Here is a 25,901-nt window from a genome sequence, read left to right on the forward strand (position 1 = left end):
ATCATCTCACCAACGAGGTCATCCCCCGCTGTACGACTTTCGTCCCGTTGACATCGATGCCCTCCGCTATCCACAAATACGTCTCCACCGGTTGCGGCACGCCTTTGAACGTTCCATCCCAACCCTGGTTGGGGTCCTGGGTCGTGAAGACGATATTACCCCAGCGGTTGTAGACGGTGAAATAGTGAAACTGGGATATCCCTACCAGAATGGGTCTCAGGATATCGTTGGTTCCGTCGTTGTTGGGCGTGAAAACGCGCGGGACATAGATATTTATCGGGGCGAAGTGGACTCGTGCCGGGCTGCCGAAGACGATCTGTTTGCCGCCGACGGTAGCCGTAATGAGCACTTCACCCGGGGTTTTGCTGGTGATATAGATATAGGCATCGCCGTTGGCATCTGTCAACACCGGTTGTGGAGTGACGATCTGGGCGGAGCCGGAATCGATGCTAAAGGTCACCTGCTGGTTTGGCATGACGTTGCCCTGGATGTCGACGATGTGCGCCTTCACCTCGGTTTGCTGTGATCCGTCGGCAAGCGCCTCAGGGATGATGACGGTGAGCGCGGTCTCGATATTGGTGATATCGGGTTGGGTGACGAAAGTGGCGGTGTCATATGTTCCGCCATATTTATTCTGGATGGTCATGACGTTACCTGTCACCGGATCGATGTAGGTAGCACTGATGAATACCGTCCCTGGCAGGGTGTTGGTCAAGGCCATGTGAGCATAACCGCTACCATCGGTGGTATCGATGTTCCTACCGACGATGTTCTTGCAATTGTACTGGGCAGTGGCCGTTGCGGTACCAGACGGGCTTGTCAGGATCGTGAAGGTGATCTGCAGATTCGACACCGCGTTCTTATTTATGTCAGTTACATAGACGAGGACGCTGTCCTGCTGTTTGCCATCGGAAAGGCGATAGTCATATTCTGCGGGGACCCAGATGACGGTATAACCACCGTTTTGGCTGGAGCCTGTGCCGGAGCCGCCGCTGGAGCCGCCCCCACCATTGCCGCCGCCGCCGGAACCACCGCCGCCGCCAGATCCACCACCACCGGAACCACCGCCGCCAGAACCACCACCGCCACCGGAACCGCCACCACCACCGGAGCCCCCACCGGGATTACCGGGTACGGGATTACTGGCAACAAAGGTTACGGTCTGGGTCCCAAAGGAAACCCACACGTTGTTGGTATTATCCCAGACATAGGCCTGGATGGTCACGTTACCAGCAGTGACGTCAGTGATGTTGAGGTCGATGGTGCCGCTGTTATCCGGGAGCGAACTTGTATAGGTGGTGCCGGAAGACCCACCCATCTTCGCCGTGCCAGACGCGGGAGTGTTGCTCGTGATCACGAACTTCACCGCGGTGCCCTTCGGCTCGTTGTTAGTACCATCCGTGGCATGGAGCTCGACTTCTGTGGGCGATGCCCCATCGGCAGGGGCCGATTGGATTATCGTTTTATAATAGGATGGATTGGTCGAACCGGCAGGAGGATTAGGATTGGGAGGAAGAGCGACAAAAGTCACGGTCTGGGAGCCAAAGGATATCCATGAGCTGGTGGTATTGTCCCATACAAAAGCCTGGATGGTCACATCACCAACATTGACGTCCGTGATGGTCGGGTCGATGGTGCCGCCGCTATTGGGCAACGTGGCAAAAAAGGTGCCGGTAGAAGACCCACCCACATTCGCCGTAGTTGACGCGGCATTATTACTTGTGACCACGAACTTCACCGGCGTGCCCTGCGGTTCGTTGTTGATACCGTCCGTGGCATGAAGCGATACTTTCGTGTACGATGTCCCGTCGGCGGGAGCAGTCTGGATCACTGTGATGTAATAAGATGGATTTGGCGAACCGGCAGGAGGATTGGGATTGGGAGGATTGGGAACATAGGTAAAAGTGGCTGCCTCCCCATTTGGATTACAGTCATTTGGCACTGAGATGGATATCTGGATGGGTTGGGTATAGATACTGTTCAACGTGAATTGAACGGTGCCATTTGAGAAACCATTGGTGCCCGTATTGATCGTGGTGCTCCCGGAGTTGGAGCCAATGGTAAACCTTACCGGTACGTTATTTACAAGACCAGGCGCCGGAAGCGAAGCATCGGTCACCGTCACCTGTACAACGTCATTGGTCATCCCATCGGCCGGTGAATTATTCTGCAACGTCTGTACAGTCACCGTATAGCAACCCCAGTCATAGGTGGTGATCCCACCGGGTGTATTGGGATGGCCCGGAGCGGCCATGGCAGATGGAAACAAGTTTACCAACAGCCCAAGGCACAGCAACAATGTCCCTGGAAATCCGGCAATCCTGCCAGTCCGTCCAGGAATACGCGCTGAAGCGTCGTTATTATTCTTTTTAGGGGTCATAAGACACGGAAATTTCACCCTACACGTCTTCCTTCGTCCTATGAAGGCCCAACAACAAATTCAAACAAAACGGGAACAAGGTAGCAATGCACCTACAGAAGTCGTTGCAGTGGCAGCATAGGAGATGATATGGTATGCTTGTCACTTGTAGGCAACGAGCCAGATCGATAAGAAAGCGGTGTAAGGTTTGGGTTTCATACTAATTGGGTTTTTATCTGATGGTCTTTCTATCGGGATATCGGATTTATACTATAATATAAAGGCCGATAAACCCTATTTTATTGTACTAGTTTATGGATATATTTAACCGCTAAAGGTATTTTGTTTTAATTTATTTCATAAGTTGCTAATAATGAATACATATGTCTTTTCCCGTTAGTCCAATTAATTATCCACATTTTTTAGGTTTTCTAAGAGGAAACTACGGCAAACGTATGAACCTTTGATAAAAGTCAATGAGTTAGGGCCGTTTCGGCAGGCCGGTGAAGAACCCTATCTTTACGATTTTTACGATGATCTTCACAGAAGCGATAATAGACAGATTGTCTGTTCATTATACCGGAAATAAGCAAAATGGCGGGGCATTGTTGCTCTCTAAGGGGGAGCAGGAATTGAACAATGAGGCCAAGGAAAAACTAAGGGTCGCCCTACTGGCGCGTTTTTCCAATTGCCATGAGCGTTATGCTTTTTACCACAACTCTTCGCTCGAATATAATGAAGTGTATACTTTCGCCAGGGCATTGTTTCGCGACCGGGGGACGCTCTACGATCAGTCGGTGCGGATGGCTTCCCATCTCTTCGAAGTGTCGTTGCACCCCAAGATAAAACCGGGAGAATTGTATGTGGGCTATTTCAGCAACCTGCTGGATGACGAGACGGTGCTGGAGGCTATCGGTATCTTCAAAGCGGAAACGAGGACACTGTTTGCCGATTGTATCCCGGTGGAGGATGACCTCAATCTGCAATTGAAGGAAGGAGTCGAGTTGGCCCGGGTCGACAAGGGATGCCTGATCCTCAATCGCGGGGAGGAGCAAGGATACGAACTGCTCATTTTCGATTCTGCCAACGGCAAGGGCGAGGAAGCGCAGTTTTGGAAAGACAAATTCCTGGGAGTCCTCATCAGACAGAATGAGTTTCTCCAGACCCAGGGATTTCTGACCCTGACCAAGAACTATGTAACACAGCAGTTGCCGGGGGAGTTCGAAGTTTCCAAAACAGAGCAGATAGATATCCTCAACCGCAGCATGGATTATTTCAAGACGCACGGCAACTTCGATCGCGACGAATTCGAGACGGAGGTGTTGCACCACGACGATCTGATCCAAAGTTTCCGTAACTATGATGAGCAATACCGGAAGAACAACGACCTCCAGCCGATGGAGTCATTTGAGATCTCATCGCACGCGGTGAAGAAGCAGGCGCGGGTATTTAAGAGCGTGATCAAGCTGGACAGAAATTTCCATATCTATGTACATGGTGACCGGGAGCTGATAGAAAAGGGATATGACGAGGCGATAGGAAAGCATTATTACAAGATCTATTTTGACCAGGAATCATGAAAGACAAAGTTGCTATTGTTACGGGGGCCGGTCAGGGTATCGGTTTCGCCATCGTGCGGCAGTTGCTGTTCCGCGGAGTGCGGGTAGTGCTGAACGATAGGGATGAAGCACTGGCGGCCGGCGCAGCGCGGCAGCTCGACGCGTCGGGTGAGCGGTGTATTTCCATGGCGGGTGATGCGGGTGATGTTGCATTTATCCGCAGTATGGTGGATAAGGCCGTCAGTGCCTTTGGCCGGCTGGATATCGCCATCGCCAATGCGGGACTGACCTTGTTTGGAGATTTTCTTTCCTATCCGCCGGAATCGTTTGCCCGGGTGATGCAGCTGAACCTGGCGGGGAGTTTTTTTCTTGCACAGGCGGCGGCCTTACAAATGAAGGCGCAGGGGGAAGGTGGGAGTATCCTGTTCACTTCTTCGGTGACGGCTCACCAGGCGCATAAGCAGCTGACGGCGTATGGGATGAGCAAGGCGGCGCTGGAAATGCTGGCACGGGGTCTTGTCATCGAGCTGTCGCCGCACCGCATCACGGTGAATACGGTAGCGCCCGGTGCGACGCTGACGGAGCGCACGGCAGAGGATGCATCCTACGAGAAGACCTGGTCGGCGCTGACGCCGATGGGCCGGCCGGCCACGCCGGAAGATATTGCGCAAGCAGTAGTCTTTCTTGTGTCGCCGGAGGCCCGGCATATTACGGGGCAGACGCTTGTGGTAGACGGCGGCTGGACGGCGATAAGTCCCGGCCCGGCCTGAGCGGGTTCAGGCAGGCCGACGGGTGCGGCGGCGCCGGAAGCCCTGGCTGTTAAACCCCGAGGCTCCAGCCTTCCCGATAGCTGCGTTTTACAAACTGATTGGCGTCATCGAAGTTGGTGATCTTCATATTGGCGCCGTCCCAAAGCAACTTGATATGACGACCGGGATAGTCGAAAGCGTTGCGACCTGAAGCCGTTGTTCCGGCCGTGTCCCGGGGTTTGCGGATATCATAGCTGCGGATGGCCAGGTTGCCCATCAGGACGGCCTCGGCCAGGGGGCCGGCGACTTTGAAGTTGGAGCTGAGCTCTTTTTCCTGCTGGCTGCCATAGCCGGCGATGCAAGCCTCTACCCATGCGGTATAATGACCGGTGATATCGGCGCCGGGGACGCGTTTGAGCGTCTGGGGCACTACGGTCTGGGCCGTACGCGAAGTCGGTAATAACTGGGGATCGCGGCCATAGGTAGCGCACATCATCTTTCCCTTGCTGCCGATGAACAGCGTGGCATTGTCACCATCTCCAAACACCTCCTGTGGACCGAGCTCATCAGGTCTTTCGGGTTGGATGCCACCATCCATCCAATGGAGCTTTACATCGGGTTTGCCGGCGGCTCCTTTGAATTTCAAGGTAATATGAGAAGAAGGCGGACAGCTGTCCGGAAAGTAGCCACGGGAGAACTCACCGACATAGACGCTGCCGACGCTGCATTCTGCTTCATTGGGATAACCCAATTCGAGCACCTGAAAGGCGGGAGCGATGATATGACAGCCCATGTCGCCAAGCGCACCGGTGCCATAATCCCACCAGCCGCGCCAGTTGAAAGGAACGAGGTTGTCCACATAATCCTTGTAGGGGGCGGTACCCAGCCAGAGGTTCCAGTCGAGTTCGGCCGGAACGGTGGCCTTCGCCGTGGACCATTGAATACCCTGGGGCCAGACGGGCCGGTTGGTAAAACAAAAGACCTCGGTGACATCGCCGATGACCCCGGCCCGGTACCAGTCGACAAGCTGGCGGACCCCGTCACCGGAAGCGCCCTGGTTGCCCATCTGGGTCACGACCTTATATCGGGGTGCAGCCTCTGTGAGCATTCTAACCTCATAAATATCATGGGCCATGGGTTTCTGGATATACACATGCTTACCCAACTGCATCGCCGCCATCCCGATGACGGCATGCATATGGTCGGGGGTAGAAACGGAGACGGCATCGATGTGCTTGTGCTCCTTGTCCAGCATTTGCCGGTAGTCCTTGTAGTATTGTGCTTTGGGGAATTTGCCGCGGATGGTGGCTGACCGGCGATCGTCCACATCGCAAAGGAAGGCGATCTCTGCTTTGCCACTGCCGTAAAAGTTATTGATGTCGGATTCGCCTTTGCCGCCGGCGCCGATGCCGGCAATCATCAGTTTGTCACTGGGGGCAACGTAGCCCCTTCCGCCGAGGACGTGGCGGGGGACAATGTAAAGGCCTGCGGCGGCCACCAAACCATTTTTCAGGAAATTACGGCGAGAATCGTTTTGTACGGGAGTATGCTTCTTTTTCATCGCAAGGGCCGTTTTTAGTTTTGAATGGTACCGGCCCTGCTAAATGTAAGACATTCAATTATCTTTTGACGGGATGGCCAGATATTTCTTTCCGGATAATATCTGTCTGACGGCCCAGATGAGCTCATCCGGTGCAGCATCCTTCCCCAGGTAGCCGGCGGCGCCCGACTGCAGGGCGCGGAAAGCGTAATGTTCTTTTGTATAAAGGCTCAGGATCAGTACGGGCAGGGAAGGATAGAGCTGACGAATCTGTTGCAGGGCTTCCCACCCACCCCTGTCGGGACCGGGGAGATCGGAAATGATCATATCCCAGGGACTATCTTTTAATTTGTCGGTCCACTCCTCCCCTTCCTCGAGCTCCTCGATCTCTGCGTTGGGATAAGCCTGGGTCAATATCTGTCTAACCCCTTTTCTGATGATCGTAAAATCATCAGCTAGTAGAATCCTGATCATAGTTACTTGTCGTTAAGTTAGCGAATAGAGTAAGACAGGTCGATATTCAAGGATGTTATGGTGCTACGGAGAAGACCTAACCGGCATTCAAACTTAACGACAAGATAAAGGGAATTAATTAGAAATCAACGGGTATGGAGTAAGTGAAAACACTTACTCCATACAATTCTTGACTATTATCAAAGTAGTACTACCTATTCACTGTCGTGTTGCTGCAAGGCAGCTTCTATCCGGGCTTTATCTTCCTCGGTGAAGTGTCCACGAAGATGGAAGAAAAGGCCGCTGTCGTCATCACCAACGATGAGGCAGACCATGTCTTCGACGTTGTCCTTGCCATCGAGCGAAAGGAGCTGAATCCTACCCTTTCCCTTGCGAATGGAGAACCATTCCTCGAAGTGATCGGCCCGGAGGGATTGTTCGAGATCGCGGAATTCCCGGGCGGCGTCGGGATTCTTCTTTCCATCGATGATGAGGCAATGAAGCGTGTTTATCTTATTACCGGAGCAACTGATGTTTAACAGGAGCCCGGGGTCTACCGGCAACTGCTGGCCGTTGCTGTTGTAATGCTGGAAGAATTTGTCCAGGTGTGTTGGCTGGGCGCAGGCTGCGAATGTGAGCAGGAGGCACAAGGCCGGGAGAAGGAGGGATTTCATGTTATTTTCGTTTTGCGTTCTTTAAGTTTTCCATTCCTTTTATATCCATGTCAGTGGCGAGCCGGGACAGCTTGTCGAGATCGATGTCGCCGACAAAGCTCATGAGGGTGAACCCGTCCTCGTCGGCGGCGATCATGAGCAATTCGTGGATAGTATTGCCGGTCGCCCTGATCATAAAGTGAAAATTGTCGTTGCTGTTGCGCACGGTGATCAGGTCTTCATATTCTTTTCGGTCGATGTGGGTAAGGGCTTCTTTATAGAATAGCGCCGGGGTGGTCGGGGTGCTGAGGACGCGAAAGCTTTGGAGCCGGGAGATGGTTTGTTTCAGATCGGAAGGGATGGTATCCCAGTCGATCTTTGACATCAGGCGGAACATCCTTGGGCTGACCGAAACGACGGAAAAGCGGGAATCGTCGAGATATTTTCCAAAGAATCTGCCGATGGCGTCGTCCTGGGCAAAGACGCCGGTTGCGGTTAGCAGGAGGAAGAGTATGAATGCGATTTTTTTCATTTTCCAGTTATTTGTTTGCGGCCTTCGTTGAGGTGGACGGAAGCCACCAGCAGGGCATGACGAATGGCGGTGAGGGCCTGTTGAGGGTCGTTGTATGTATCTTTTATGACGGCTACGGAAAGGGCGGCGGCAGGGGTATCGGTGGAGACAATGGCATTCTTCGCTACAACGGCGGAGGGTGAAGGCGGCTCCGGTCGCAGCAGGAAAAGACCGATGACAAGGATACAGACCGACGCGGCCGCGGCGATCAGCCCTCCGTGAAAATGCCGGATGGGCCGGAGAGGCTGGCCGGGTTGCAGCGGCTCGCCGGGTTGGAGGGGCTGGCTGGCCGTAATAGCTTGCAGGATACGGACTTCGAAATCTTCGCCCGGGCTTATCCGCGACTCTTCATCAAAGTACGCAAAAAGGGCGCGGTAGGGCTCGAGCTCAGGGTCCGCATCAGGATTATCACTGAACCAGGCTGCAAGCGCCCTTTCCTCTTCTACCGTCGTCTCTGCCTGCCAGTATTTTTCGAGCAGGGCTTTTACGGTTGCTTTTTCCATCTTTCCTCCTGTTTTGTGATCGTTTGCTTTATCGCGTTGCGGCCCCTGAACAGGTTGATCTTTACCTGGGGGAGCGACATGTCCAGCACTTCCGCGATCTCGTTATAGCTGAACCCTTCCATTTCCCGCAGGCGAAGCACCTGCTGTTGTTGTTGGGGCAGGGCGTCCATACATCGCCGTATCCGTTGGATCATTTCTTTATTGGTGATCTTCTCATAAGGGTCCTGGTCGGCGCTGCTTACTGTCCCCGCCCATCCTTCCTGCACCGTCGCGACCTTACGGCGCCGGAGCCTGTCCAGACAGTTGTTTCGGGTGGCCGTCATACAATAAGCCTCGATGCTGTGCCACTGCGGCCACTCCGCCCTTTTTGCCCAAACGCCCGCCATGACGTCCTGTACGGCGTCCTCCGCTTCCTGGATGTTCTGAAGCAGTCGGAAAGCAAAGCGGAAAAGCTTGTCTTTCATGGGCAAAATTTGCCGTTTGAACACTTCTAGTGACATTACTGTGAAAATGACGGAAGAAAAAGGCTAATGTTACAGTAAATTCACCGTATGTCGTTTAAAATTGTTCTTCCGGCCCTCCTGCTGACGGTTTTGGCCGGCCCGCTGGTTGCACAGCCTCCCGGCATGGTGTCCACACAGGATTCTGCCGGTATCGGCCTTCCGGAGCTGATGGCCGCCGAAAAGCTGTTCGACCTCCGGTTCACCCCGGTAAAGCGGGATTCCATCCTTAGCGGGCTGATCGATAACCTGCACTTTTACCAGTATCTGCATGCACATCCCCTTTATAATGATGTCCCGTTGTCGATGTCTTTCGACCCGCTGCTGCCGGGCACAGCGTACGATAGGAGGCAGAATCCGCTGCACTGGGATATTCCCGGGGAGGTGAGTCTGCCGGCCAACCGGAATGATCTCGCCTACTATTCCATCCCTGAGCTAGCCAGCCTTTTGCGGCGGCGGAAGATCACCAGCGTCGAGCTGACCCAATTCTTTATCGAGCGGCTGAAGAAATACGGCTCCATACTCCATTGCGTCATCCAGCTGACGGAGGACAGCGCCCTGGCCCAGGCGCGTTGGGCGGATGCGCAGTTTGCCAAAGGCGTCTACCGGAGCCCGCTGCAAGGCATTCCCTATGGTATCAAAGACCTTTTTGCGGTGAAGGGTACGAATACCACCTGGGGGACGCCGCCTTACAAGGACCAGGTTATCGATGCCAATGCCTATGTGGCCGAACGGCTTGACGATGCCGGGGCTGTGCTGGTGGCAAAGCTGTCCCTTGGAGAGCTGGCCATGGATGATGTCTGGTTTGGAGGACTGACCAGAAATCCCTGGAATTTAGCCGTTGGGTCGGGCGGCAGTAGCGCGGGGTCGGCTGCCGCTACGGCTGCGGGACTGGTACCCTTTGCCATTGGGACGGAGACTTACGGCTCCATTGTCGACCCTTCGATGCGCTGTGGCGCAACGGGACTACGACCTACTTTCGGCAGTATCGCGCGGACAGGATGTATGGCGCTTTGCTGGAGTTCGGACAAGGTGGGGCCCATCTGCCGCAGCGCGGAAGATGCGGCTATCGTCTTTGCCTATATTCACGGGGGTGATAGCGTGGATGCCTCATCGCGTTTCATGCCCTTCAATTACACCGGGAAGGTGGATGTTACCCGACTAAAGGTGGCGTATACCCGAAATTATATCGATACCCTGCCGGACGACAGCCCGGCGAAGCAGACCCTGCTGATCCTGCGAAAGATGGGGGTCAAATTGATCGCGGTGGATTTTCCGGACGATCTGCGCGGTAATGACATCCTTACGCTCATCATCGGGGTCGAATCGGCGGCGGCCTTTGACAAGCTGACGCGCACCAACCAGGATGATGAGATGGTACAGCAGAACAAAGACCGCTGGCCGAATGTCTTCCGGACGGCCCGATTTGTACCGGCCGTGGAATATGTCAATGCCTGCCGGATGCGGACGGCCATCCGGCAGAAGGTAGATCCCTTTATCAGCCAGTACGATATCATCATTGCGCCACCCGAGACGGGAGATCAGTTGGCGATCACCAACCTGACAGGACATCCTTCGGTGACGTTGCCGGTAGGCTACCGGCCGGATGGGACACCGGGGAGCATATCTTTCATCGGCCAGTTATATGGGGAGGCGCGGCTGCTGGCGTTTGCAAAGGCCTTCCAGGATGCTACACCCTATAATAAGCAGCACCCGAAAGGATTTGAGTGAGCTTCGTGAAGAAGTACGTCCAGCCTTCGACGAAGTTCTGCCGCGCGTAGTCGGCGCCGGCGTGCGCAATCCTTTCCAGCCCTTCGTGTGTCAGCCGCAAGCGGGTCTTTTCGCCTTCGGGGAACAGTTCCCAGGTGACAAAGGTGATGCCATTCGTATTTTGAAACCGGAAGGAATAGGTCAGCCGCCGCTGGTCGATGACCTCCGTCACGCGGCAAAAATGAACATAGCGTTTGCCGTTGTTCATTGCGACAAGCGTGAACTCATAACCCTCCTCGGGTTCGAAACCATCGATGGACATAAACCAGTCCCGTATCTGGTCCCTGACGGTGAGGGCCTTCCATACGCAGTCCACGGGCGCATCGAAGACCCTTTCCATGACAAAGGAGGAGGGTGCTGGTGTATCTAACAATGGGAGGGCTGCTTTGTAGCGCGCGGCCGCGTCGCGGGAGATGCTTTCCCATATGGCAACTATGGCGACGGGACTGGCCGGTAGTTCGTCGTGGTTGAGCACGCGCCGCAACATATCGAGATGATAGTGCCAGCCCGTGGCCGCTCCCTCCAACTGCGACGCCATGACGCCACTGTGGGTAAAGACAAGGCGGCAGCGCCCCTCGCCTTCGGTGAGCAATTCCCAGCGGACGATGCTGCCTTCATACCAGACATATTCCAGCAGGGCATTCTTTTTCCAGTTGAGGATCTTCCCGCCCATTGTGCCGCCAGTCAGCTGCAGGGTGATGGTGTCGCCTTCGATGGTGACGGGCGCCAGCCATTTTGCCAATGCCCCGGGATCGGTCAGCGCTTTCCAGACGACGGATGTGGGATGGTTGAGAATGCGTTCGAACCGAACGCCGAAGACATTACCCTTACGGAAGAAGGTTCCGTCGAGGTGGGAGAGCGTGAAGTTCTTTTCCGGCATAACAGCGATTTTTACATAAATAGGAAACCTTTTCGTTGCAAATATAGGAAACCTTTTGGTTTCACAAAAAAAATTGCAACTACATCTTTCCCATCATTTTTTCACATTTCTCGGCTTCGTCGAGGTGGTGTTGTAAGGTGTGTACCGTGGCATCGGCGAAAGCCCGGATATCGGCATCGGAGCCATTCTTCGATTCATCGTTGAAGAGGATGAGGGCTTTTTTGTGGTCGGCGACCATCATTTTGAGGTAGGCCTTGTCGAAGTCTTTCCCGGTTTTCTTTTGCAAGGCGGCAATATCCTCCTGACTCTCCCGCGAGATGTCGGCGGGCAGGGTAAGATTTTTCTTTGCCGCAATGGCCTTTAGCTTATCGGCGACTTCCGTATGGTCTTTTATGATCATGGCGGCATATTCCTTTACGTCTGCCTCACGGCCATTTTGCCGGGCCGTTTTGGCGGCCTCGATCTCGGTCATTCCTGCGTTGGCGGCGTCAACGGCAAATTTCTGGTCGGTCTGCGATACGGAGGGGGGCACAGACGCCATTTTTGAAGTTGCATCCCTGGTACTATCGATTTTTGCTGCGTTGGAGTCCTTTGCGGCCTCGATGGGATTCGATGAGCTGTTGCCGCCACAACCGAAGCTGACAAAAGCGGTGACTGCGCCAATGACTACATACGTTGACATGTTTTTCATACACGGCTATTTTGCATTTGAAAGAATTGTCATCCAGATGGATTCAATTCCTATGCCATGAGCGCTTGAAAAACAGGGATATCGGGAGGAATTGGTCAGTGAAGAAAGGTGGGGTACGATCGGAAGGAAGAAGTACGATCAACGGAGGGTGACGGTCAGGCTACCGGGGTATAAGAGAAAGAAGACACCGGGGCATCGGCAAGATAGTAGGGTTTGTAACCCGGGCGGGTATTGAACATCCAGGTGTGCAGCTGATTGCGGAGATCGCGCCACCAGCCGGCGTGCATCGAGGAGTTGGCATGCTCGAAATAATCCGCCTTCCCCATCTTTACCCTGATGAGGACAAGATGGTCGCCGGTGAGCTGACGGATGTCTTCGTGCACCAGGCCGTTGATCTCTTCCGGATCGGTGACGATAAAAGCCTTGCCGGAGACATGGAGGAAGAACTCTTTTCCTTTGCGGAAAAACTCCAGTCTTGCGGGGAACTCCTGGTCGAATTCGTGTAAGGCCTGTTGCGGCCGGGGGACAAAAAACCACATTTGTCCCAATTCGTCCACTTTCAATACCGACACTATGGTGGTTGTGATGCGTAGCAAAGAGGTGTTCTGGCTAAAGAAAAGAGCATTCTTCAGATCTCTGATCTTTTCCTGTAAAAAGTGCAAATCCGATTGAGGCAACATATAATATATTTTATCAACTTTTTTCAAATCCAGGGCCAGTAAAACAGGAGCCGCGGCTGCGGGGCAGTGGCAATGGCCGGAAGGTTTCATTATCAAGGGAAACCCCTGATGGTCTTGGGGTTTACCAATAGTGTCCACTGCGGGAATTGCCGAAGGCGGAAAGGGAAGAGTGAGGAAAAAAATACCCATCGCATACAGAAATCACTGCAGCCGGGGGAAGGCTGGCATAATTTTTTATTTACAATTGCGTCAATAAACCTGAAAGAATAATATAGCAACGGGCCCCGTGTCTACGGGGCCCTGTTGTATAGGAGGAGGTGCTGGTTATGTCGTTTTGTTGAGGCGCGATTGCATGTCGCGCAATCGCTGACGGGCTCTTTCCAGCGACCAGAGCTGGCTTTCGATGAGGAAGTGAAGGTCCTGGGGGAGGGATTCTTCGAGCGCCTGCCGGTAGGCTATTTCAGTAGCTTCCTGCGAAGCAAGACAGGCTGCCAGGCAGCTCGCGGCATCTGGTCCGTCGAAACGGTTCTTTCCCTCCAGCCAGTACAAATATAGTTTACCGGTGATGGTGGCCTGGGTGACGGGCACTCCTCCCAGGCGGATGACCTGAGCGTGCAAATCGTTGATGTACGACCTGCTTTCGATGGCCATGCGATAAAAGACCTCCCGAAGATCGGACTCGGGTGTCTTCTCTTCATGGGCTGCTTTCTCATAACCAGCGACACGATCGATGTTGATATGGATCAGGTCGTTTAATACATGCAGTGTTTTTTTCCCGCTTGCATAGAGTTTCGACTTCATACCCTACAGATTTTCGATCCCTGCAATAGCCACCTAAAATAATATGCCAGATCAAAATGGATAGCCGACGGCAAGATTGAACACCATCTCCGAGATATCGGTGAGGCCACGGAAATTCCATTTGGAGCCGTTGGAGTGCCAGGGGTAACGGACGGGAGCGGCGACGTCCACGCGGAGTACGACGATGGTGAAGTCGAAGCGGAGGCCTGTTCCTACCCCGACGGCGAAATCGTTGAGGAACTGAGGGGTAAAGACGGAGCCGGGACGGCTGGTGTCCGGGCGGAGGGTCCAGACGTTGCCCGCATCGGTGAAGATGGCCCAACGGAGCAGACCGACGAGGCTTGCGCGGTATTCGAGGCTGAACATAAGCTTAATGTCGCCGGGCTGGTCGGGAAGGAAGGGGGTCGTATTGGGGTTGCCGCGGTAGTAGTTGCCGGGGCCGAGGGCGCGCGAACGGAAGGCACGGATATCGTCCGTGCCGCCGCCAAAGAATTCTTTTATAAATGGCATTGTGCTGCTGTTACCATAGGAGATGCCGATGCCGCCATTGGCGCGGAAGCCGATCATATTATACTTACTGAAATTGTGCCAGTAGTGGAAATCCACTGCGAACCGGGCATACTGGGCGAAGGGAACGCCGAATATCTCCTGCTGTTTCCCTGTTCTGAGAACGTCAGAATGGGAGAGAACACCGAGGAGGTTGTTGGAGAGGTCGATATTGCCGTTGAAGTAATAATGATCGGGGAGCCGGAGTTTGCGGGGATCATTCAAGGAGCTATAGGTGAAATTATAGGTCGGGCCGATGATGAAGGTCGGCTCGATGGCGCGGCGCAACATGATATTGCTGTCGAGTGACAACTGGTATTGCGGGTTGATATAGGTGGGGTGGACATAATTGATCCCAAGGACGGTGAGCTCGTTTTGCGAGGTGATGCGGTTTTTGAAGATGTAACCGAAACTGGCGCGGGAGGAGTTGAGGGTATACTCTGCGCTTTGAGCGAAGATATCGTAGCTGGTCTCGATGCGGGTGCGCGGGACGAATCTGCTGCTGGTATTGAGGTCAAAGGGAGAGATGATACGAGGGAAATAGAGGTTGAGATCGAGGCCGGCCCGGTAAGTGCTTACTTTCTTCCCAATGCCGATGGATTGACCTTCGACGCCGGTGTACACTTTGGCGGTGAAGAGTTCGGCGCCGTGAAACAGGTTACGGTGTCGCCAGGAAACGGAGAATTCTGAGCCGGTTGTATTGTCGCTGCGGGTGAGTGCGGTGACCTCGAAACGAAAGGATTTTGTCTTGGTGGGCACGAGGTAGAAATAAGCATTCAACTTATCGTTGCTATCCACGCTTGACGCGGGTTCGAGACGGGCTTTTACGAACCTGAAGACGCCGAGGTTTACCAGGCGGCTGAGGGAGGCATTGTGATCGTCTTCGCGGTAAATATTGCCCGGCTGGAAGACCATGGTTTTGCGGAAGACTATAGGGCGAAGGTAGTGGGCGGTATCGACGATATGGTAGCCTTCGGGCGTGATATAGCCATGTTTCAGGCTGGTATCGGAGTTGACGCCGTAGTCGGCATAGACGAAAACGTCACCGATGCTGTAGACCGTACGGGCGGCGTCGGGGGTTTCGTCCTTTATGCGCATGAACATGTCCACCTGGTGGGCGCCAAGCGCGGTATCGAGTTCGACGACGAGATAGTCGGGATTGAAATAATAAAACCCATGGTTCTTCAGGCGGCTATCGATGCGGATACGTTCGGCCTTGACGTTATCAAGGTCGTAGGGTTCGCCTTTTTTCAACAGGGACCCGCGTTGGAGCGTATCGATGCGGTTACTTACAGCATCCGAATCGTCGGGATACGTGATATTCCGGATGGTATAGCGGGGGCCTATCTGTGCGGTGTACGTGGCGATGAGGTGCTTATCTTTTACAAAGGTGGCAGCGACGACGGTGTCGCGGAACCAGCCTTTGTTCTCGAGGTGACTTTGTAAAACGTCGGCGTTTGTTTGAATGATGGCGGGGGAAGCCAGGACGGGCTCCTGCCCTACCTTGTATTTCAACCAATGTTTGAACCCCTTATTCTTTTTCGGGTGTCCGGCAATGTTATATATCCAGAGTTTCAGCCGGAAGCCCAGGAATTTGTCGTTAAGCTTTGGCCGAAGGAGGTCGTCGAGTTCGCCGGCCAGTGCTTTCTGTTGTTTCCTGGTGATGGGGACGGAAGAAACGACCTTTACCTTATTGCCAATGTAGAGAGCCTGGTCGCCGCTGAGGTATTTCGATTCATGGCAGGATGCCAGGCCCAGCAGCAGGATACCCAATGGGAGCAACGATGGAAGCAAGGGATTTTTACCGGTGATCATTGGTTGGATGGCTTGCTGGATTTAAGGGTCTTGCGTTGCTGGATCCGGGCATCTTCGGCCCTTCGGAAGATCTCCTTGAATTTATTGTACTCGAAACTGATGATGAAGGAGACGCCGGTCTCTACGACTTGTCCTTCAACAGCGGCTTCATAATTGTTCTGGCGGTAGGCACGTAACAGGTAGCGGCCATCTTTAGAGAGCTTGTAATCGACGGCGACGTCGCCTGCGAGATTGTTGGCGCTTTGGTTGGGGGCTCCTTTTCCGAGGACGTCGAAGGTGCTGCCGACGCTGACGCGCAACCGATCGTTAGGGAGTTGCTTGGATACACTGACATTCAGTTCGGTGTAGTCGATCTCGGTGTTGGTGCTGAAATCCTGCTGACTGTTGAGATCGAAGTGGATATCGACTTCCTTTATCAGGCTGGCGGCCAATTGATCGAGCTGGTTGGTGAGTATCTGGCTGCCACTCTGGAAGGCGAGACTCTGGAGGCTGGCGCCGCCGCCGGCGACACTGTTGAGGGGGTCGGCACCTACGAACCTGTTGAGGAGGAGCAGGGCAAACACCTGCTTATTCAATTCGGACTCCTCCGACCTGATCTGCTGGAGGCGCTGGTCGACATCTGGCCAGAGGGCCAGGAGATTGGCCGGCAGGGAAATATCGAAGTTGATGTCGGGGCGCAGAAGCTCGCCCCCCATCTTCAGGGTGACGAGGAAGGGAAGCTTTTGTTTGAATTTGATGAGGTCGCTTGGCGGCCGGCCCTCCAGCTGGTTGGCAATAAGGTCGAGGGAGGGCGTATTGGCGGTGTAGGAAGCGGTGAGGTTGATTGTAGCAGAATAGGGGTCACCCGTCCAGGTGATGACACTGCCGCGATCGATCGCGAACTTTCGTTTGAGGACGTTGAAGGAAAGGCTATAATAGCCGGCATCGGCTTCGAAGGAGCCGGTAAGGCTCATTTTGCCGCTTTTATCCATCTGGAAGACCAGGAAGCTGAGGCCACGGGCATTGAGGGCGTCACCACTACGCGGATCGACGACGATGTTGAAGACGGCGCTGCTATCGGTTTGGATATTCATGCTCAGGTCGACTCCTTTCAATTTGCTTTTTTTCGCGTGGATGGCCATGGACTTGCGATCGAGGAGGGTATCACCGGTATTGTGATCGATGAACCTGACCACGCCGAGACGGTCGACCACCTCGGGGTCGGGGGTCTGCAGAACATAATAGAAATTCGTCTGCTTGTTGATCCGGACGTCGCCGTCCACTATTGGCGCTGTCATCCTGCCTTCGAGGTTGATGGCGGCATCGAGGTTGAGCTTACCATAAAACTCCCGGTTGCTGTATTCGGGAGTATTGACGAGACGGAAGTTTTGTGCGTTGAGGGAAACGTCGAAACCAAAATCGCGGTAATCCTTTGTAAAGACATTGCCGTCGATGATCAATTTGTTGCCGGCGGAGTCCTGCAGGTGAAACTCACTGAAGTTGAAGCCATCCTCATCAAAGTTGATACGGTCTTTTGAAACCAGCAGCGGTTCGCCGGAAACAGTGGGGATGATGCGACTGCTGTCGAAATAGAGGTAGCCTTTTATCAGGGGTTTTTCTATCGTTCCGGTGATGGCCAGCTGTCCTTTGAGCACACCACTCATACTGTCGATGAGTCCCGCGGTGATGTGAGAGAAGGTCCCGAGATTCAGCTCGTTGAGGGCGAGCCGCAGGTCCATGCGGCTTTCGCCGGTGAAGTATTGGCCTTTTATATCAAGATCGTTGTTCTTGCCCCGGAGGGAGATGTCGGCGGAGAAGGCATTTGCTTTTTCATTGTCGACCTTTATGGCAAGGTTGCCGAGGGTATCACCGCGGACAAAGAGATCGGTGACCTTCAGGTCGGAGGTGAAGACAGGGTTGGTCGTCAGTTGCCTTATTTCGGCATTGCCGGTGAGGATACCATCTGCGATGACGGAGTCCTGATTGGCCAGGCGGCTGATGGTGCTGAGCCGGAAATTTCCGAAGCGGGCGTCGAGGGGGGCTGACCCGGTGGCGCCAGTACTGTTGAGGGCAAGCGAATCAGTGTTGTTGCTGATGGTAAGGTTATGGACGAGGAGGCCCGAGGAATCGTACACGAGGTAGTTATCCCGGCTTACCTGCCAGCGATCGTAGTTGAGCAGGAGGCTGTCGGGGTTGAGGATGAATTTCGCGGCGTTTTGTTGGTGTTGAAGCTCACCCGCAATGCGGTAACGGTCTTTGTTTTTTGCATCCCGCAGCAGGAGGGTGATGGTGAGACTGTCGTTTTTGACAGCGCCGTGGATGTCTGTCCTGTATAGCACCAGGCCGCTACCATGAACGTCGGCAAGCATAAGGTCGTAGCGCAGGCTGTCGCCGGTGGTAGCAGCGTTGAGATCGACATCGTGGGCGACGTTCGCGCCATAATCGATGCGGGGTGCTTTCAGGGCCAGCTGCAGGTAGTTGCGGTCGCTGTTAAAGGCGATGCGGCCTCCGATGGTATCTGTACTTTTCAGGGAAGGGAGCAGGGCCCATACCAGCGGGGTCGACCGGAGATGGATATCAAGGGTCCAGTCCTGGGGGGTAAAGGCAGTGTCTTTGAAACCGGTGAGATGGTAGAAAGTGTCGATCGTGTGTTGCAGGGCGGTGAGGGTTTCGGTGGGTTTATACCGGCCGTGCCAGTCGAGGTCAGCCATTTCCGAATACAGCTGGATGTCCTCGATATCCTGCTGCCGGGTGGCAACCAGGACGATGCTATCGGTGGCAAGGCGCTGGGAGCCCCGAAGGAGGTTGATGCCGGCGAGTTTTAGCGTACCCTGCAGCGAATCGGGGTCGGTGCCGGCAAAATCGGCAGTGAGGTGTCCTTTTGCTTGCAGGGTATCATTTGCCAGGTGAAGGGCATGGAAGTCAACAGTATCGATGTTCCAGTCGAGCTGGAGCGAGGGAAATTTGCGGGCGAGGCCGGCCGTCGCCTGTAGTTGGAAGCGCAAGGCGGTGTCATGTATGGAGGAATGGAGGATCACTTTTTCTCCGGCAAGGCTGCCATCGATGGTGAGGTTATGATATGTGTATTGCCGGAAGGTAGCGGTCTGCAGGCCAGCGCTGAAAACGGTGTTTGCCGTATGGATGTCGAGGCCGGAGCCTTTTAGGTGGAAATTGGCGGTGAGTTTACCGTATTGAATGCTATCCCGGAGGATGGCGCCGAGGTCGAGTGCTTTGGTTTGTAGCGCCAGGTCATAGGTGGCAGTCGTCGTTGTGCTGAAGTTGCGGGCCGTGCCCTGCAGGATCAGGGTGCCGGAGGTAGTGTTGAGGGTGAGGTTGGAGGTGAGGTCATTTCTACCACCTGTGAGGTGGCCGTGGAGGTTGTAGTGGGAAGGAATGCTAATGTTGTCGGGCAGGGTGTTCTTTGGCAGAAGGGTCAGAAGGGTTGATCTGCTGCCGGAGAGGTTGCGGATCATAAAGTCGGCCCGGATGCGGCGGCTGTCTATGGGGTGGCGGAGGCTGCCTGCCATATCGAGTTGGATATCTTTTATCCCGCTGAATTGGAGCGTATGGATCGTCACTGCGTCGAAGCTGCCGTCCAGCCGGGCGTTGATCCGCCAGGTGTCGTCCGGATGGCGAAAGAGGGGTTGGGTGGCAAGGAAAGGGGCGAAGGTGAGGATGTCTTTTAGTTGAACGTGGCTGGATGGAAGGTCGAGGGTCAGGAGGGTGTGGGCCGGGCTGGTGGTGATGCCGGTGACGGAATCGTACCGGAGTGTGGCCGATCGCTGTAACAGCGTTCCGGGGGTTTGGAGCAGAAGGTCTTGCAGGACGGCCTTATGGTCGGAGTAACAAAAACGGGTTTGCAGCCGGTTAAGCCGAAAGCCGGACTGTTCGGCCAATTGACCTTTTGTGATGTGTCCGCTGATGGAATCCGGGCTATAGGCGAGGTCTTCGCCGTGCAGGGTCAGGTCGGTTGCCCGGAGATGATAATAGTCCATGCCTTTTTTTTGCCTGGGCTTTTTGCCGTTGTCGAAGGCGACGTCCGAGCTGTCCAGTTGGAGATTTTTGCTTCGGAAGGTGAGGTTGTTCACATCGAGGATCAGTTGATCCGCGCGGAGATCGGTGATGCGGGCAGTAGTGGCTATGGCGGTTTTGGAGTTGCGGTAAACCAGGGTGGTGTTTTGGAGGTGAAAGGCGGAGACGTCATATAGTTGTCTGTCGGCATCGAGAGCCCGCGTGCCGGTGCTGCTATGGCCGATGGCGAGGATTGCCGTATTGCCGGTGAGGGTATCGGCATATACGAAATGAATATTGTCGAGGATCACGGTGTTTAGGCCGATGTGCATCGGGGTGCTTTTGTTGGCGCCGGGCGTTGGTGAAGGAGGGCCGGTGAAAGCATCGATAATGAACTGATAATTAAATGTCGTGTCGCCAGGCGAGCGGCGGAGGATATTGGTTGTGACATCTTTTAGCCAGATCTCGTGAATCGCAAGGTTGTTGTGGAGCAGGGCAAGCATCCGGAGGCGGACGCTAACAAGGCCGGCAGAAAGGAGGGTGTCCTGGTGACGGTCTTCGACATAGACATCCCTTAGCGTGATGCTTTGAAAGAAGGTGATATCGAGATGGCCGATGCGAACACGGGAATTGAGTTTACGGGAAAGATAGCTCTCGACTTTGGCGCGGGCGATGTTCTGGATAAAAGGTGTCTGGATAAGGAGGAAGACGATGAGCAGGATAATGACCAGGCCCAGCAGCGTTTTCAGGAAAATGCGGACCAACCGGCGGGCCAACGATCTGCGAGGCGGATGTTCGGATGGTTGTTCGCGCATAAATTACATTTCTGAATAATATAAGATAGGTCAATAAATACTCTTGTCAAAATACAGACCAAACATATTGTCATTCAATGAATTTGTTGGTTTTTTTCCCCACCAACGTACCGTTTTTTCTACAGATGGCTTCCTGTTGGCGTGCTTTGCCTTATCAGGACAAGCCATTTAGATTCTGGCAACCTGTTTGTCGTATATCATCTACATATTTCTCTACACCAAATCGGATAACATGCTGAAGCAAGTGCAAACACAAAAACAGCAACACACTATCCTACCGCAACAGATCGAATTGCTAAACTTGTTCCACCTGAATACGCTCGAGCTCGAACAGCGGATACAAGACGAACTGAGTGAGAATCCGGCGTTGGAAGAGCTGAATTCGGGGGATGAGGCAGAGACGGATAAATTTTCCAAAGACACTATACAGGATTTTCAAGGTTGGGATGAATATGGCTATGACGATATTCCTGACTATAAGACAGAGTACAACAATTATCTCAATACCGAGAAGGTGCCGGATAGGCCGATAGCCGAAGTTCCTGATCCGAGGGATGAGCTGAAGAAACAATGCCGTTTCCTGGATGTGCCGGAGGAGAAGCATTATCTTTTTGATTTTATCATCGACTCGTTGAATGAGAGTGGTTTTCTCGAGCAGGACATGGACGAGCTCGCATCGCAGATCTCCTTTAAGAAAAAGGTGTGGATCGAGCCGGAAGAGCTGGAGGGGATAGTAAGGCGTCTGCAGGAGCTGGATCCGTTTGGGGCGGGGTGCGGGAGTGTACAGGAGTATATGCTGCTACAGTTGAAGCGGATGAATGGCAAACGGCCGGACGTGCGTCATGCTATCGGGATATTGCAAGAACATTTTCAAGATCTGCGTAACTGCAACCTGGAAAAGCTGAAGAAGCAACTGGGGCTCGAGGACGATGAGATCCGCATCGTATTGAATCTGCTGGCGCATCTGAGTACCCGGCCTTTCAATCCCGAGACGAATGCGATGCAGGCCAACCCATCCATCCTGCCTGACTTTACAATACTCGATGAAGGGGATGAGCTCGTGCTGAGCTTGTACCGGCAACGGAGCAGCAACCTGCATATCAGCCAATCCTGGATGGAGATGGTACAGGAAGCTTCGAAAAGCACCAATACGGACAGGTCGACGAGACAATATCTGCGGAGCAAACTTTCTTCCGCGCAGTGGTTCATCAATGCCGTACAGCAACGGGAGAGCAATATGCTAAGGATCATGCGGGCTATTCTCGATATACAATACGACTATTTTAAATTCGGCGATATTCTCCTGCTGAAGCCGATGAAGCTGAAGGACATTGCCGACAAGGTGAAGGTGGATATTTCTACTGTCAGCCGGCTCACCTGTAACAAATATGCGGAGACCCCGTTTGGTACGGTATTGCTGAAAGATCTTTTTACGGAGGGCATCGTCAACCAGGAAGGCAACAATATCAGCAACAGGGTGATACAGAACATCATCGGGGAGGTGATCGAGGCGGAGGACAAGAAGGCGCCGTATACCGACCGGCAGCTGGTCACCATCCTGGCGCAGAAGGGGTATTCCATCGCCCGGCGGACGGTGGCGAAGTACAGGGAGCTGATGAATATCCCCGTGGCGCAAGTGAGAGGGTTGTGGAATTAAAAAATCTACAGATATGAGATCGATCTGGACGGGGGCGATCGGCTTCGGCCTGGTGAACATCCCCGTAAAATTATATAGCGCCGTACACGGCAGTGAGCTCGACCTGGACATGCTTGACAAAAAAGACGGCTCCAATATCCGATTTAAGCGGGTGAATGAGAACACCGGAAAGGAGGTGGCCTGGGAGAATATCGTGAAGGGGTATAAGTTGGACGACCGGTATATTGTGCTGACAGATGAGGATTTTGAGAAGGCAAGCCCGGAGCAGACAAAGACGATCACCATCCAGGAGTTTGTCAGGGAGAGTGAGATCGACGGCATGTATTATGAAACGCCGTATTACCTGGAGCCTGAGAAGTCAGGGGTCAGGGCGTATATCCTGCTGCGGGATGCGTTGGACAAGACGGGTATGGTTGGTTTTGGAAGTTTTGTGATGCGCAATAAGGAGGGGCTTTGCCTGATAAAGCCGATGGAAGATGTCCTGGTGCTCAACCGCATCCGCTGGGCGCAGGAGATCAGACCGACGGATGAGATCAAGGTTCCGGGCGCCGCACCCAAGCCGGCGGAAATGAAGATGGCGATCGAACTGATAAAGCAGCTGTCGGGACCTTTTGATATTTCGAAGTACCGGGACACCTATTCCGATCAGCTGATGAAGCTGATCAAGGCTAAGGCGCATGGCAAGGTGTCGAAACCGGCATTGCGGGTGGTGCACAAGGCAAAGAGCACCGACCTTCTGTCCCAGTTGAAGGCTTCGCTTGGCGGCAAGAGGAGGGCGAGTTAGTCGGACCCCAGTTCGCCATCTATTTCCCTTGACTCGCGTTTGATGATGAAGACGGCAGATTGGGATGGGCGGATACCATAACCGTTGAGATTTGCATAGGCCTTTGTGAATTCGGCGCCATAGTACAAAATGATGCTGGAATAATAGACCCAGGTGAGGATAATAACGATGGCGGCGGCGGCGCCATAGAGGATGCCGATCTTCGAGTTCCCAAGATACACGCCGATGAGAAATTTCCCCAGCATGAAAAGCAGGGCGGTGAAGACGGCGCCGATGAAGGCGTCCTTCCAGCGGATGATGGCGTCGGGCAGGATACGGAAGATCACCGTAAAAAGGATGATAATGGCGCCGAGGGCCAGAAGGAAGTTTATCGCATAGAAGAAATAAACGGTGAAGTAGGAGAAATATCGCCGGAGATAGCCCCCCAGCATGTCCATCAGGGAGTTGATCACAAGCGAGACCATCGAGATGAAACCAAAGGTTACGATGAGGGAAAAGGAGATGAGCCTATTGATGATCAGTTTTAGCCATCCTTTTTTGGGTTTTGCGAGGATAGACCACATGTAATTTATGGATCCCTGAATTTCGGCAAAGACGCTGGTGGCGCCGAGGGTAAGGATCACTGTGCCGATGATGGTGCCGGTGACGGTGTGGTGGCTGCGCTGGATGTTGCTGATGAGACTTTGTATCTGTGCTGCGGTACTGTCGCCAACCAGGTCTTTTATCTGCTGATAGATGCGACCTTCGACAGCCTGCCGGCCCCAGAAAATACCGGCCAGGGAGATGACGATGATCAGCAGGGGGCCGATGGAAAAGATCATGGAATAGGAAAGGGAGGCGGCCAGCTTGAACCCATTGTCATTATTGAAGTCGATGGCCGCTTTCTTCATGGCTTTCCAGACCGCCGAAAGTCTAAATGGCTTCATTTTGTAGAGTTTATTCCCCAGTCAGGCAGGTTTGGCGGTATTTTTTACGGGTAAGAAATTTGGCAAGCAATTTTCAATAGTAACAGTAGATAAAACCATTCCTTACTTCTAAATAGTGAATCATGAGCGGCTTACTTTATCTGATAGCGATTATATTGGTCATAGGCTGGCTTTTAGGTGTATTTGTATATAGCGTTGGCGGGCTGATCCATGTATTAATAGTATTAGCAGTCATAGCGCTCATCCTGGGGATCATCCGGAGAGCGTAACCGGTTTGTTTCGGGGTAAAGGGCCCTTTACAAGGCCCGAAAGGCCGGTCGCAAGACCGGCTATTTTTTACAATCCAATCGACATTAATTCACCATGACACAACTGAAATTTGCCTCCCCCCTGCGGATTGCAGCCATACTGATGATCGTGGTAATTTGTTTTGTCATTTTATCCTGGGCGGCAGACGTCATTGTACCCCTTCTCTTTGCGATCATCTTTTCGAGCATGCTCTTCCCCATATGTCATCAATTGGAAAAATGGGGCAGCCGCAAGAGCGTAGCAGCTTTTGTTTCGGTGTTGCTGGCAGGGATCCTTACGGCGCTTTTCCTTGGGGTGGTGATCATGCAGGTAATGCATCTTGCCGGGCAGACGCCGCAATTTGCCGACCGGCTTTCGACGCTGGTGGACAGGGTGGAAACTATAGTTGCCCAACGGTTTCATATCGGGAAGGCGACCCAGGCCGATCATGTCCATCAACTGCTGACCAAGGCACTGGACAACAGCATGGCCTACATTTCCTCCACGATGACCTTTACCACCAATATGGTTTACGAATTCGTATTGGTGTTGTTGTTCAGCTTCTTCCTCTTGTACTTCAGGGTCTTTTTCCTGGAATTTTTTTATAAGGCATTTGTCTCTTCGGATCAGTCCCTCATCGATGAAACGATGCAAAAGATATATGCCGTCATCCGAAATTATCTTCTTGGCCTGTTGAAGGTGATCTTTATCGTCGGTACGCTGAATACCGTGGGGCTCTGGGCGCTGGGGATCGAGTCGCCCTTGTTCTTTGGCTTCCTGGGCGGTGTGCTGGTTATCATTCCCTACATTGGCATCCTTATCGGGGCCATGTTGCCTATTCTCGTGGCGTTGGTGACAAAGGATTCCTATTGGTATGCCGGCGGGGTGCTCGGGGTGTTCTTTTTCGTCCATGTCCTTGAAGGGAATGTGATCACGCCGTATGTGGTGGGGTCGAAGGTGAGTATCAATCCTATGGTGGCGATATTCTCCCTGTTGCTTTTCGGGAAGTTGTGGGGGTTGTCGGGGTTGATCCTGGCTTTACCGGTGACGGCGATCTGTAAGATCATTTTCGACACGTTGCCGGGCTTCAAGTCGGTAGGTTTTCTGCTTGGCAAGCCACAGAAATATCATTTCACCCGGCATTCTATTTTACACGCGAAGCTGAAAAGCCGGCAATCGCCGCCGGCACGGTCGAAGGAGGAAGATGAGGAGGTGAGGGAGATAGGGTTAAAAAAAGCCGCCCCGGTGAGCCGGGGCGACGTCCATTAACCTAAACCTCTATCGCACAAAAATTTGGTTGTAATACATTCATTCTTAGTATCGGGCAGAAAAAGACGTGCCAGGGCCGGATTCGCCTTGTGGGGGACCGGT

At 53.5% G+C, this 25,901-nt stretch carries 21 protein-coding genes; 7 read left to right on the plus strand and 14 right to left on the minus strand.

The window, feature by feature from the left end; all coding sequences use genetic code 11:
• Nucleotide 1 precedes the first annotated feature (1 nt).
• Entirely contained in the window at nucleotides 2-2,254 is a 2,253-nt protein-coding gene (locus tag IEY39_RS11585) for an Ig-like domain-containing protein (protein ID WP_188931583.1), read from the minus strand.
• 638 nt (nucleotides 2,255-2,892) lie between these two features.
• On the opposite strand from IEY39_RS11585, the gene IEY39_RS11590 reads away from it, so the two are divergent.
• Nucleotides 2,893-3,939 carry a nucleoid-associated protein gene (locus IEY39_RS11590; RefSeq protein WP_262892854.1) on the plus strand — a complete coding sequence of 349 codons (1,047 nt, stop codon included), beginning with the start codon at nucleotides 2,893-2,895 and terminating at the stop codon, nucleotides 3,937-3,939.
• Nucleotides 3,936-4,688: an SDR family NAD(P)-dependent oxidoreductase gene (locus IEY39_RS11595; RefSeq protein WP_188931587.1), complete on the plus strand. Its 753-nt coding sequence runs from the start codon at nucleotides 3,936-3,938 to the stop codon at nucleotides 4,686-4,688. Before IEY39_RS11590 ends, IEY39_RS11595 begins: the two co-directional genes overlap by 4 nt.
• Nucleotides 4,689-4,737: 49 nt before the next feature.
• Here the strand turns inward: IEY39_RS11595 and IEY39_RS11600 are convergent, their stop codons facing one another.
• From IEY39_RS11600 to IEY39_RS11625, 6 genes are all read right to left on the minus strand, one after another.
• On the minus strand, nucleotides 4,738-6,228 hold the full coding sequence (locus IEY39_RS11600; RefSeq protein ID WP_188931588.1) for a Gfo/Idh/MocA family protein: 1,491 nt from the start codon (nucleotides 6,226-6,228) through the stop codon (nucleotides 4,738-4,740).
• A gap of 54 nt (nucleotides 6,229-6,282) precedes the next feature.
• A complete protein-coding gene (locus tag IEY39_RS11605; protein ID WP_188931589.1) occupies nucleotides 6,283-6,681 on the minus strand; it encodes a response regulator in 399 nt (132 codons plus the stop codon).
• Between the two features lie 194 nt (nucleotides 6,682-6,875).
• A complete protein-coding gene (locus IEY39_RS11610; RefSeq protein ID WP_188931590.1) occupies nucleotides 6,876-7,334 on the minus strand; it encodes a DUF4252 domain-containing protein in 459 nt (152 codons plus the stop codon).
• Between the two features lies 1 nt (nucleotide 7,335).
• Nucleotides 7,336-7,845, minus strand: a complete 510-nt coding sequence (locus IEY39_RS11615; protein WP_188931591.1) for a DUF4252 domain-containing protein — start codon at nucleotides 7,843-7,845, stop codon at nucleotides 7,336-7,338.
• Nucleotides 7,842-8,387: a PG0215 family putative anti-sigma factor gene (locus IEY39_RS11620; protein WP_188931593.1), complete on the minus strand. Its 546-nt coding sequence runs from the start codon at nucleotides 8,385-8,387 to the stop codon at nucleotides 7,842-7,844. Before IEY39_RS11620 ends, IEY39_RS11615 begins: the two co-directional genes overlap by 4 nt.
• A complete protein-coding gene (locus IEY39_RS11625) occupies nucleotides 8,369-8,851 on the minus strand; it encodes a GFO_1088 family ECF-type sigma factor (RefSeq protein WP_188931595.1) in 483 nt (160 codons plus the stop codon). Before IEY39_RS11625 ends, IEY39_RS11620 begins: the two co-directional genes overlap by 19 nt.
• A gap of 87 nt (nucleotides 8,852-8,938) precedes the next feature.
• Here IEY39_RS11625 and IEY39_RS11630 point away from each other — a divergent pair, with 87 nt between their 5' ends.
• On the plus strand, nucleotides 8,939-10,618 hold the full coding sequence (locus IEY39_RS11630; protein ID WP_188931597.1) for an amidase: 1,680 nt from the start codon (nucleotides 8,939-8,941) through the stop codon (nucleotides 10,616-10,618).
• Here IEY39_RS11630 and IEY39_RS11635 read toward each other — a convergent pair.
• The 6 genes from IEY39_RS11635 to IEY39_RS11660 all read right to left on the minus strand — a co-directional run bounded on the left by IEY39_RS11635 (nucleotide 10,578) and on the right by IEY39_RS11660 (nucleotide 20,875).
• Entirely contained in the window at nucleotides 10,578-11,537 is a 960-nt protein-coding gene (locus IEY39_RS11635) for an SRPBCC family protein (RefSeq protein WP_188931598.1), read from the minus strand. The two genes, IEY39_RS11630 and IEY39_RS11635, sit on opposite strands and share 41 nt — an antisense overlap.
• A 79-nt stretch (nucleotides 11,538-11,616) precedes the next feature.
• On the minus strand, nucleotides 11,617-12,228 hold the full coding sequence (locus IEY39_RS11640) for a DUF4142 domain-containing protein (RefSeq protein ID WP_188931599.1): 612 nt from the start codon (nucleotides 12,226-12,228) through the stop codon (nucleotides 11,617-11,619).
• A 155-nt stretch (nucleotides 12,229-12,383) separates the two neighbouring features.
• Nucleotides 12,384-12,908: a pyridoxamine 5'-phosphate oxidase family protein gene (locus tag IEY39_RS11645; protein WP_188931600.1), complete on the minus strand. Its 525-nt coding sequence runs from the start codon at nucleotides 12,906-12,908 to the stop codon at nucleotides 12,384-12,386.
• Nucleotides 12,909-13,232: 324 nt separating this feature from the next.
• On the minus strand, nucleotides 13,233-13,709 hold the full coding sequence (locus IEY39_RS11650; RefSeq protein WP_188931601.1) for a PA2169 family four-helix-bundle protein: 477 nt from the start codon (nucleotides 13,707-13,709) through the stop codon (nucleotides 13,233-13,235).
• Nucleotides 13,710-13,760: 51 nt separating this feature from the next.
• Nucleotides 13,761-16,070 (minus strand): translocation and assembly module lipoprotein TamL, encoded by a 2,310-nt coding sequence (gene tamL / locus IEY39_RS11655; RefSeq protein WP_188931603.1) that lies wholly within the window; start codon nucleotides 16,068-16,070, stop codon nucleotides 13,761-13,763.
• Entirely contained in the window at nucleotides 16,067-20,875 is a 4,809-nt protein-coding gene (locus IEY39_RS11660) for a translocation/assembly module TamB domain-containing protein (RefSeq protein WP_188931605.1), read from the minus strand. The genes tamL and IEY39_RS11660 overlap by 4 nt, the downstream gene beginning before the upstream one ends.
• A 232-nt stretch (nucleotides 20,876-21,107) precedes the next feature.
• Here IEY39_RS11660 and rpoN point away from each other — a divergent pair, with 232 nt between their 5' ends.
• Nucleotides 21,108-22,532, plus strand: coding sequence for an RNA polymerase factor sigma-54 (gene rpoN, locus IEY39_RS11665; RefSeq protein ID WP_188931607.1), 1,425 nt, complete (start codon nucleotides 21,108-21,110; stop codon nucleotides 22,530-22,532).
• 13 nt (nucleotides 22,533-22,545) lie between these two features.
• On the plus strand, nucleotides 22,546-23,316 hold the full coding sequence (gene ku, locus IEY39_RS11670; protein WP_188931613.1) for a non-homologous end joining protein Ku: 771 nt from the start codon (nucleotides 22,546-22,548) through the stop codon (nucleotides 23,314-23,316).
• Here ku and IEY39_RS11675 read toward each other — a convergent pair.
• A complete protein-coding gene (locus IEY39_RS11675) occupies nucleotides 23,313-24,242 on the minus strand; it encodes a YihY/virulence factor BrkB family protein (protein WP_188931615.1) in 930 nt (309 codons plus the stop codon). The genes ku and IEY39_RS11675 overlap by 4 nt on opposite strands.
• Before the next feature lie 122 nt (nucleotides 24,243-24,364).
• Between IEY39_RS11675 and IEY39_RS11680 the strand changes: the two genes are divergently transcribed.
• Together IEY39_RS11680 and IEY39_RS11685 are read left to right on the plus strand one after the other, a co-directional pair.
• Nucleotides 24,365-24,511 carry a lmo0937 family membrane protein gene (locus tag IEY39_RS11680; protein WP_188931617.1) on the plus strand — a complete coding sequence of 49 codons (147 nt, stop codon included), beginning with the start codon at nucleotides 24,365-24,367 and terminating at the stop codon, nucleotides 24,509-24,511.
• Between the two features lie 94 nt (nucleotides 24,512-24,605).
• Complete coding sequence (locus IEY39_RS11685; protein ID WP_188931619.1) at nucleotides 24,606-25,799, plus strand: AI-2E family transporter; 1,194 nt, start codon at nucleotides 24,606-24,608, stop codon at nucleotides 25,797-25,799.
• The last annotated feature ends 102 nt before the right edge of the window (nucleotides 25,800-25,901 follow it).

Source organism: Puia dinghuensis (genome assembly GCF_014642875.1).
Classification (GTDB): domain Bacteria; phylum Bacteroidota; class Bacteroidia; order Chitinophagales; family Chitinophagaceae; genus Puia; species Puia dinghuensis.

Coding starts and splice junctions, on each gene's coding strand:
- IEY39_RS11585 (WP_188931583.1), bottom strand. CDS start 2,254: ATGGCCGCTCCGGGCCATCCCAATACACCCGGTGGGATCACCACCTAT.
- IEY39_RS11590 (WP_262892854.1), top strand. CDS start 2,893: ATGATCTTCACAGAAGCGATAATAGACAGATTGTCTGTTCATTATACC.
- IEY39_RS11595 (WP_188931587.1), top strand. CDS start 3,936: ATGAAAGACAAAGTTGCTATTGTTACGGGGGCCGGTCAGGGTATCGGT.
- IEY39_RS11600 (WP_188931588.1), bottom strand. CDS start 6,228: ATGAAAAAGAAGCATACTCCCGTACAAAACGATTCTCGCCGTAATTTC.
- IEY39_RS11605 (WP_188931589.1), bottom strand. CDS start 6,681: ATGATCAGGATTCTACTAGCTGATGATTTTACGATCATCAGAAAAGGG.
- IEY39_RS11610 (WP_188931590.1), bottom strand. CDS start 7,334: ATGAAATCCCTCCTTCTCCCGGCCTTGTGCCTCCTGCTCACATTCGCA.
- IEY39_RS11615 (WP_188931591.1), bottom strand. CDS start 7,845: ATGAAAAAAATCGCATTCATACTCTTCCTCCTGCTAACCGCAACCGGC.
- IEY39_RS11620 (WP_188931593.1), bottom strand. CDS start 8,387: ATGGAAAAAGCAACCGTAAAAGCCCTGCTCGAAAAATACTGGCAGGCA.
- IEY39_RS11625 (WP_188931595.1), bottom strand. CDS start 8,851: ATGAAAGACAAGCTTTTCCGCTTTGCTTTCCGACTGCTTCAGAACATC.
- IEY39_RS11630 (WP_188931597.1), top strand. CDS start 8,939: ATGTCGTTTAAAATTGTTCTTCCGGCCCTCCTGCTGACGGTTTTGGCC.
- IEY39_RS11635 (WP_188931598.1), bottom strand. CDS start 11,537: ATGCCGGAAAAGAACTTCACGCTCTCCCACCTCGACGGAACCTTCTTC.
- IEY39_RS11640 (WP_188931599.1), bottom strand. CDS start 12,228: ATGAAAAACATGTCAACGTATGTAGTCATTGGCGCAGTCACCGCTTTT.
- IEY39_RS11645 (WP_188931600.1), bottom strand. CDS start 12,908: ATGTTGCCTCAATCGGATTTGCACTTTTTACAGGAAAAGATCAGAGAT.
- IEY39_RS11650 (WP_188931601.1), bottom strand. CDS start 13,709: ATGAAGTCGAAACTCTATGCAAGCGGGAAAAAAACACTGCATGTATTA.
- tamL (WP_188931603.1), bottom strand. CDS start 16,070: ATGATCACCGGTAAAAATCCCTTGCTTCCATCGTTGCTCCCATTGGGT.
- IEY39_RS11660 (WP_188931605.1), bottom strand. CDS start 20,875: ATGCGCGAACAACCATCCGAACATCCGCCTCGCAGATCGTTGGCCCGC.
- rpoN (WP_188931607.1), top strand. CDS start 21,108: ATGCTGAAGCAAGTGCAAACACAAAAACAGCAACACACTATCCTACCG.
- ku (WP_188931613.1), top strand. CDS start 22,546: ATGAGATCGATCTGGACGGGGGCGATCGGCTTCGGCCTGGTGAACATC.
- IEY39_RS11675 (WP_188931615.1), bottom strand. CDS start 24,242: ATGAAGCCATTTAGACTTTCGGCGGTCTGGAAAGCCATGAAGAAAGCG.
- IEY39_RS11680 (WP_188931617.1), top strand. CDS start 24,365: ATGAGCGGCTTACTTTATCTGATAGCGATTATATTGGTCATAGGCTGG.
- IEY39_RS11685 (WP_188931619.1), top strand. CDS start 24,606: ATGACACAACTGAAATTTGCCTCCCCCCTGCGGATTGCAGCCATACTG.